The sequence below is a fragment of the Paenibacillus typhae genome, from assembly GCF_900099765.1.
In the GTDB taxonomy this organism is placed as follows: Bacteria; Bacillota; Bacilli; order Paenibacillales; family Paenibacillaceae; genus Paenibacillus_AQ; species Paenibacillus_AQ typhae.
Window position 1 is genome coordinate 198819 of record NZ_FNDX01000009.1, and the last position, 7374, is coordinate 206192.

The 7374-nt window shown below is 49.7% G+C and carries 7 protein-coding genes, 1 pseudogene and 1 other annotated feature; of the genes and pseudogenes, 1 reads left to right on the forward strand and 7 read right to left on the reverse strand.

Annotation, left to right across the window (positions count from 1 at the left end):
* Nucleotides 1-52: 52 nt before the first annotated feature.
* From lysS to BLR64_RS30285, 3 genes are all read right to left on the reverse strand, one after another.
* Nucleotides 53-1612 (reverse strand): lysine--tRNA ligase, encoded by a 1560-nt coding sequence (gene lysS / locus BLR64_RS10885; protein WP_090714135.1) that lies wholly within the window; start codon nt 1610-1612, stop codon nt 53-55.
* A gap of 65 nt (nt 1613-1677) precedes the next feature.
* Nucleotides 1678-1946, reverse strand: a binding site (T-box leader).
* 71 nt (nt 1947-2017) lie between these two features.
* Nucleotides 2018-2374: a hypothetical protein gene (locus BLR64_RS10890; protein ID WP_090714136.1), complete on the reverse strand. Its 357-nt coding sequence runs from the start codon at nt 2372-2374 to the stop codon at nt 2018-2020.
* Between the two features lie 154 nt (nt 2375-2528).
* Nucleotides 2529-2816, reverse strand: a complete 288-nt coding sequence (locus BLR64_RS30285) for a hypothetical protein (RefSeq protein WP_167360641.1) — start codon at nt 2814-2816, stop codon at nt 2529-2531.
* Here BLR64_RS30285 and BLR64_RS10895 point away from each other — a divergent pair.
* Nucleotides 2800-3273 (forward strand): thermonuclease family protein, encoded by a 474-nt coding sequence (locus BLR64_RS10895; RefSeq protein ID WP_244157667.1) that lies wholly within the window; start codon nt 2800-2802, stop codon nt 3271-3273. The genes BLR64_RS30285 and BLR64_RS10895 overlap by 17 nt on opposite strands.
* A gap of 351 nt (nt 3274-3624) precedes the next feature.
* On the opposite strand, the gene BLR64_RS10900 is transcribed toward BLR64_RS10895, so the two are convergent.
* The 4 genes and pseudogenes from BLR64_RS10900 to BLR64_RS30545 form a co-directional block, all read right to left on the reverse strand.
* Nucleotides 3625-4743: a 5-methyltetrahydropteroyltriglutamate--homocysteine S-methyltransferase gene (locus tag BLR64_RS10900; protein ID WP_090714137.1), complete on the reverse strand. Its 1119-nt coding sequence runs from the start codon at nt 4741-4743 to the stop codon at nt 3625-3627.
* Between the two features lie 15 nt (nt 4744-4758).
* Nucleotides 4759-5691, reverse strand: a complete 933-nt coding sequence (locus tag BLR64_RS10905; RefSeq protein ID WP_090714138.1) for a LysR family transcriptional regulator — start codon at nt 5689-5691, stop codon at nt 4759-4761.
* An 84-nt stretch (nt 5692-5775) separates the two neighbouring features.
* Entirely contained in the window at nt 5776-6912 is a 1137-nt protein-coding gene (locus BLR64_RS10910; protein ID WP_090714139.1) for a phosphodiester glycosidase family protein, read from the reverse strand.
* Nucleotides 6913-7122: 210 nt separating this feature from the next.
* Nucleotides 7123-7374, reverse strand: a pseudogene (locus tag BLR64_RS30545) (group II intron reverse transcriptase/maturase); the annotation flags it as partial.

A 7374-nucleotide genomic window follows, 5' to 3' on the forward strand; every position in this document is an offset into this window, starting at 1 on the left:
GTTATATTATACCTCTCTTGGGACGATCCCGTAAAGAGCACCGGAGCTTCGTTTAGAAGTCCAGCAGCGCCAGCACGCGCTCTTTGCCCAGCGCCTGAACAAGTACAGGAACCCTTGGACCCTCCGGCTGCTGCAGAATCAGCTGATAAAGGATAATAAACAGCCGCTTCTGATTGCTTCTCATCGTCTTTTTGTCAGCATCGTGACAAATAGCATACACCTGCTGCATGAACTCAGTTTCACTGGAAAATCCGGTACGGAGCAAGCCGCAGAATGCTATGACCCGCTCTTGTTCAGCAGCCTCCAGTGATTGGTACAGTACCCGGTCCGGGCTGCTATTCACTGTTACCAGCTTGTGCGGGGCATAATGTCTGATCCAGTGCTCCGCCCGTTCTGCGGTTTGCCGGAATAATTCCTCTTCAACGGCTTGCACGCCATCCTGGTTAAGCAGTCTTTGCAGCAGACCGCTATCCCAGTTGATCAGCGGCAGCAGGGCCGCAATCTGGCTGAAGCCCGGTAGTTCCGAGTCTGCGGGATTTCGCAGGGCCAGCTCAAGAGCCGCCCGGATGTCCTCATTCTCCAGCTGCCTGGCGGCATAAGCTTTGCGGAACCGCTCGAATTCCGTGTAGTTGCGCAGGACATCCTCATCCAGGCCGATGCTGAAGGCTGCATCCGGCTGATATTTGGCGAACATGAAGAGGATCGGCTCTGGCCCGTATACCTTCAGCAGATCATCCGGTGTATAGCCCCGGCCGGACGAGCTGGACATTTTGGCTTGGCTGCCCTTGATGCTGATGAACTCATAAGGAACGTAATACGGCGGCTGGTTTCCGAATATTTTCTCCGCAATGACCTTGCCAACATTGTAGCTCCCCGTCTCGGAAGAATGGTCACGGCCGCCGGGCTCGAACACGACCTCCTCCATCCCCCAGCGCATCGGCCAGTCTATTTTCCAGTGCAGCTTAATATTTGCTGCCTGCGGAACGTGCAGCGTGTTATAACAGCCGCATTTGCAGCTATAGATAATGTCCTCTGATTCCTCGTCAAAAGCATGTACGCTGGTCGTATCTTTTCCGCAACGCTCACAATAGACCTGAATCGGATAGAAGGCTGCCCGTTCCTCCGCAGTAGCTTTGCCCGTTTTGAACATCATCAGAATGTCGTAGATTTCCTCTCTGCTGCGCAGGGCGTGAAGTATAGCCTGGTTATACCTGCCAGACTGATATTCACGGCTCTGGTAGATGAATTCAGGTGTGATGCCAAAGGCCGATAGCGCCTGTTCAAATTCCTGTTCAAAGTGCTCCGCATAGGAAGTATGGGCGCCGCAGGGACATGGGACCTTGGTATAAGGCAAGCCGATATACTGCTCATAGGAGGAATCCAGCTGCGCCGGAACTTTACGGAAACGGTCGAAATCATCCCACGAAAAAATAAAACGGACATCCTTACCGGCTCTCTGCAGCGCCTGAGTGACGAAATAAGTGGTGACAATCTCGCGGAAATTGCCGATATGAACCGAGCCCGACGGGCTGATGCCAGATGCGCATACAAAGGTCTGGCGGTCCGGATGGTTGCTGATCAAGTCATTTGCGATTTTTTGTGCCCAATGCATGTTAATAATCTCCCTCTGTTTTGTAATAAAAAAAACAAAAAAGCTCCCGTCCTCAAGATTGTCATCTTGAGGACGGGAGCTGTCATAAGCACCGTGGTACCACCTCTGTTCGCGGACATGTTGCCAGGCCCGCCTCTTCGGGTACGGCCATCACGCTTATACCCTAGCTCTGTAACGGGAGCTCCCGTCATACCATCCTTGAGCGATCATTCTACCCAATTCCGTATGCAGCTCAGAGACTTTATTCGTCAGGCACATTGCTGCTCCATTTCACCGGGCTGGAGCTCTCTGGGAACAACGTTTGCTTAACTACTCTTCTCATCATCGCTTTTCTTATCCAATTACACCTATTTAAACATGATTTGCGGTGCTATTTCAAGCTTAAATTTCAGGCTGCATTTCAAACTACAACTCAATGAAAAAGATTTTGAATACGCCTAAGTAACGCTTCTTCGCTGTGATATCTCCAATAAAGGTGCTGCTGTCCTGAATGTTTGGCAGACTGAAGACTGAAAAAATTATGTAACTATCCCTTTCCGCAAGGCTCTGTACCAACGGCCGGACCACAGCTTGATTAAGGCCACCTGGCAGTGACGGGCCCAGTATTTCCTGCAGATCATCAGCGGCATACTCCGCGAAATCCTCAGTAGCCGGATTAAGTAATGCAAGCACTCCCAACAAAATCACAAGCACAATGAACATATTTCTTTTTTTTCCCGGTCTGGCCCTGCGCTCAACCTGCCGCTCAGCATATGGATCCATAACATCCCTCCTGCCGTAACCATAATTCATTTGGGCAAATATGTAAATGATGTTTAATTTGTGTTTAAAGCTTACTTTTGCTGATGGCTATGTACAGGTATTCAATGGTGCTATTTTCTGCTACACTGGCAACATTATTATTTATGGAGGAACCTTAACGGATGTTATCAAATGAATCTTTTACGGCAGTTTTATTTCTATTATTTACTATACTGGCAATCATCGTCTGGGTCGTCAGCTTAATCAAACCGTCCTTTGCCGGCCGCAGGAGTGCTTCCGCCAGGAAATCCCGCAAGCATGTTAACAAAATCTCACTACTGACAGGAGCCGTGAGTTTCGTTTTAATGGTTGTTACCGCACCTGGAACTTCACTTGTTGAGAAGGCTACTTCCATACAGAATTTTTTCATATTAAGGGATTTCCAAGTGGCTGGCACATTCATATATACCTCCAAAACAATGGAAGCCGAAGTCACCTCTGTCATCGACGGGGACACCTTCCGAATCCGCACCGATGAAGGAGATACCGAGAAAGTACGCCTGCTGCTGATTGACACACCGGAGATTGGAGACGAGCCAGAGCCCTATGCTCTGGAAGCGCGTGACTATACAGAGGAGCTTCTAGCAGGACAGAGAGTTCATCTTGAATTTGACGAATCAGAAAGAGATCAGTATGGCAGGCTGTTGGCATATGCTTATGTGGATGATCAGATGGTTAACGAGCTGCTGCTGGAGCAGGGGCTGGCCAGAGTGGCTGTTTTCCCGCCGGATACCAGGTATGTAGATGACTTCAGGGAGATCGAAACGAAGGCGCGGGAATCCCGCCTCAGGGTCTGGAGTATTGACAACTATGTGACTAACAGGGGATTTAATGCAGATGCGGCTGCTTCTGGGCAGTAGTTAGTGAGTGGTTCCGATAACTGGTAGGATAACTGCACTTTATACAACTATAATGCCGGTTTTCCCCCGGATTACACGTATAAGTGTATTCTGTGCAACTAAAAATCAGCAATATGCTCATTCTGGTTATTTCGGGCACAAATAGTTGTACAAACTACAGTTAAACGCTGCAATCGCAGGCTTAAGGGCTTTTTAAGTGTACTGAGTGCAGCTATTCCGCTCAGTTGAGCTTCCAACAACAGCAAACTTAGCCCGGTACCGGCAAAATAACAAAACAGGGATGTCCCGCAGCCGCTCAGGCAGACCGGAACATCCCTATTCTTTTCCCTGTCCTAACTTGCTATAGTGGTCCTACACCCATACCTCATTCGCGGTCTCAATAACGAGCCGGATTTTGTCCCACTGCTCTTCCTCCGTAAGAATATTCCCTTCCTCGGAAGATGCAAATCCGCATTGCGGACTTAGACAAAGCTTGTTAATATCCACATATTCCGCCGCTTCGGCAATCCGCAGCTTCAGCTGCTCCTTATTCTCCAGCCCGCCATGCTTGGTTGTGACAAGTCCCAGCACCACGAACTGGTCTTTGATGAACCGCAGCGGAGCGAAGTCACCGGAACGCTCGTTATCGTATTCCAGGAAAAAGGCATCCACCTGCGCCCCGCCGAACAGCGTCTCCGCAACCGGCTCATAGCCGCCTGCTGCGAACCACGTTGAACGCAGATTGCCGCGGCATACATGCAGCGCGATCGTCATATCCTCAGGCTTGTCTGCGATACTCTCGTTGATCAGCGACACGTAGTCCCTGGCTAATTGATCCGGATCAATACCTCTGCTCCGCAGATGCGCCCGGTGTCTGCCGCTCGACAGCGTTCCCCACGTCGTATCATCCATCTGCAGATAGCGGCAGCCTGCATCATAAAAAGCCCGGATAGCCGCACGGTATACTGCAATAATATCGTGGAACAGCTGATCCCGGTCAGGATAAATCTCGTTTCCATTGTAATCCTGTACGAAGTGGAACAGGGACGGGGCAGGTATTGTCATTTTGACCATCGTATCCCCGGCCATTTGCTGCAGTCTGGTGAAATGGGCCAGCATCGGGTGATCGCCGAATGATATTTTTCCGGTAATCTTAAAGCTTTCAGCCCGTTGCGCATTTTCCTTGGCCGAACTATGGCCTTGATTTAGAATGATTTTGTGTGTGCCTGTTATTCCCAGAAAAAAATCAAGATGCCACCACGAACGGCGGAATTCACCGTCAGTAACAGCCTTGAGACCCAGTGCCTTTTCCTGCTTCAGCAGTTCAGCAATTTCTCTGTCCTCAATCTCCTGAAGCTGTGCAGCGGTTATCTCCCCCTGTTCGAATAAGCTGCGCGCTGTCTTGATGCCCTCACTGCGCAGAAAGCTGCCCACGATATCATAGCGAAAGGGAGGGGCAGTTCTGGCGGAACCCGTAATTGGACTGATCATACGACCCTCCTGCTGTTATAGTAAAAACTGATTCATGTCAAAATAGCTGCTGGCAACCAGATCGTTCAGCAGATCAATATAAGCGGACATAATTTCACTCGGCTTACGGTCTTTATGGGCAATCCAGCCGACAGTAAACACTTCATTACTCTCATAGGGAATGGTCACCACCCCGTTGCCGTTCAGATCAGAGGCCATGATGCCTGTCCCGATCGTGTAAGCGTTGCTCCCAAGCAGCAGATTAGACAAAGTGGCCCTGTCCGTTACTTTGATATTTTTCTCAATCTGGGTGAAGCTAAGCATTTCTTCCGAGAAATGCAGTGAATTGTTATCTCCCTGCTCAAACGTAATGTACGGATACGGCAAAATGTCTTCGAGTATAATAGACTCTTTGGAAGCCAAAGTGTGCCCCGCCCGCACATACACATGCGGATTGGTATTGAACAGCGGCGTAAATTTGAGGTTTCCGTCACTGAACAGCTTGTTCATCACCTTATAATTGCTCTCATTGATGTACAGAATGCCAAGATCGCTGCGCAATGTCCGCACATCCTCAATAATTTCAAAGGTCTGTGTCTCCCGCAGGCTGAAATTATATTCTGCAAGCTCCCGCTCCTTCATCAAACGCACAAAAGCATCTACAACAAAGGCGTAATGCTGGGTGGATACGGAAAAATAAACCGGACTGCGCTTCTTGCCGGTGTACCGGTTCTCCATGAACTCGGTCTGCTCGATGATCTGCCTGGCATAGCCAAGAAACTCAACGCCTTCGGCTGATACACTGATTCCCCGGTTGGTCCGTTCAAAAATAATAATGCCCAGCTCGTTCTCCAGTTCCTTGATCGCATTGGAGAGACTGGGCTGCGACACAAAAAGCCGTTTGGCCGCTTCGTTCATCGAGCCGCTGTTGGCAATCTCAATAGCATAGCGGAGCTGCTGCAATGTCAAACCTGTTCCCCCTCTTACCTAAGGCTGATGCCTGTGCGAATCTGGTGTATAACAAGTAGCATACCTTTAATTCCCGTCCGGTGTCTACTGGGTCCGCTTCTTGGCGGCATCGATCCGGGACGGATCAAGACCTTCCCAGATATTATCGATCTGCACCTGCTCCGGATGCTCGAATACCAGAAAAGCCGTCGGCAAATAACGTTCGCCATATTGCGAGGAAGGTTTGTTGACAATTTCATTATCTTTGACCAGAACGGTAGATGAACCTCCATCCAGATTGGCGGCAATTACAGCCCCATGCTTGAGCATAATCTGCTGGACATCATACAGGTTGGCCCCGATGCTGTAGCCCGGCTGTCTGCCGTCAATGACAACAAACAGCAGCGCACCGTCAGCACGCTGGCCCATAGCCGTTCTCGGGGCGATGCCCCAGCCTTCGGCTGCATTTTTGATCAGCCCTTTGCCGTTCACGATAATCCGCGGCTGAAAAGAAACGGCCTCCTGAACCCCAAGCTTGCTTAGCTCTTCCAGCGAATAGTTGCCGGCTATCATTTTCCCCTGTTTATCTAATCCGACAATTTGTGTAGAGGTCTTGCCCCCAAGCCCGTTATAAAAAAGCTTGCCCTGGGAGATCACGAGCCCAATCGGCTTAAATCCGTTACCCTTCCAGTTCGGGTCGGCGAAGCCTCCACCGTTAACTCCGGCAATAGCGCCGGTGCGCGTTACCATACTGGACACCTTTTCACCGGAGCCTGCTTTGTTTGGAATACCCAGCCGGACTTTGGTAGGATCATTCACTGTCATTACATAACCCGCATAGCCGGTTCCGCTGACTTTTTCAATTTCCACCAGCGGCTTCTCTGCCGGGGCTTCATCGTTATCTTTGGGTGGGGGAGTGGCAATGGTATGGGTATCCACCTCATCTCCCATGTTAACAAAGCGCTGATTATACTCCGCTACTCTGTTCTTTAGTTCATCTTTACCGATAATATACTTTGCCATATAACGATGCTGTGTTGTTATTAACGTATCTGCTATCAAGTAACGAAAATTGCTGGCAGAGGGTGCAAAATACAGCCAGCCCATGCCAATGGTCAGCAGCAATAAACAGAACATAAACGCTCTGGTAAATTTGCGGAGAAAGCTCACTTTCTTACGCTTCTTCCTGGCGGGCTTTTTCTTGCGGGCGCTTGAGCGCTGGGGTAATGATGAAGTGCTCACTGCTAGGTTCCTCCCTGGTCATTCATCGCATGCAAATTGTGATAGTCTCATATTCTCCCATGATAGACGATCTTGTGTCGGCAAAGGTTTCAGTATTTTCACAATATCATCCATAATTTGTAACAATCGAGTAGGAGGCTACCCATTGACTGAGTAGCCGACCTCTCACACCACCGTACGTACCGTTCGGTATACGGCGGTTCAATCGCATTAGTGCAATTTACGTAATTGCTCGTACTGTGCTGGGAAGTCATAATATTCCGCCAGTGCGAGCTTTTCGTTAGTTATGGAACGAGACAGTACAGGGCTTCCGGCGATACGCCAATAGCCAAGTCGGGAATTCCCCCACTGGTAGGCCTGCCACTCCGGTATCCCTAGCTTGTGTAGGTTTTGCACCTTTGTTTTGGGCTTCTTCCATTGCTTCCAGATGTACATTCGCAGGCGTCTTCGCAGCCATTCGCT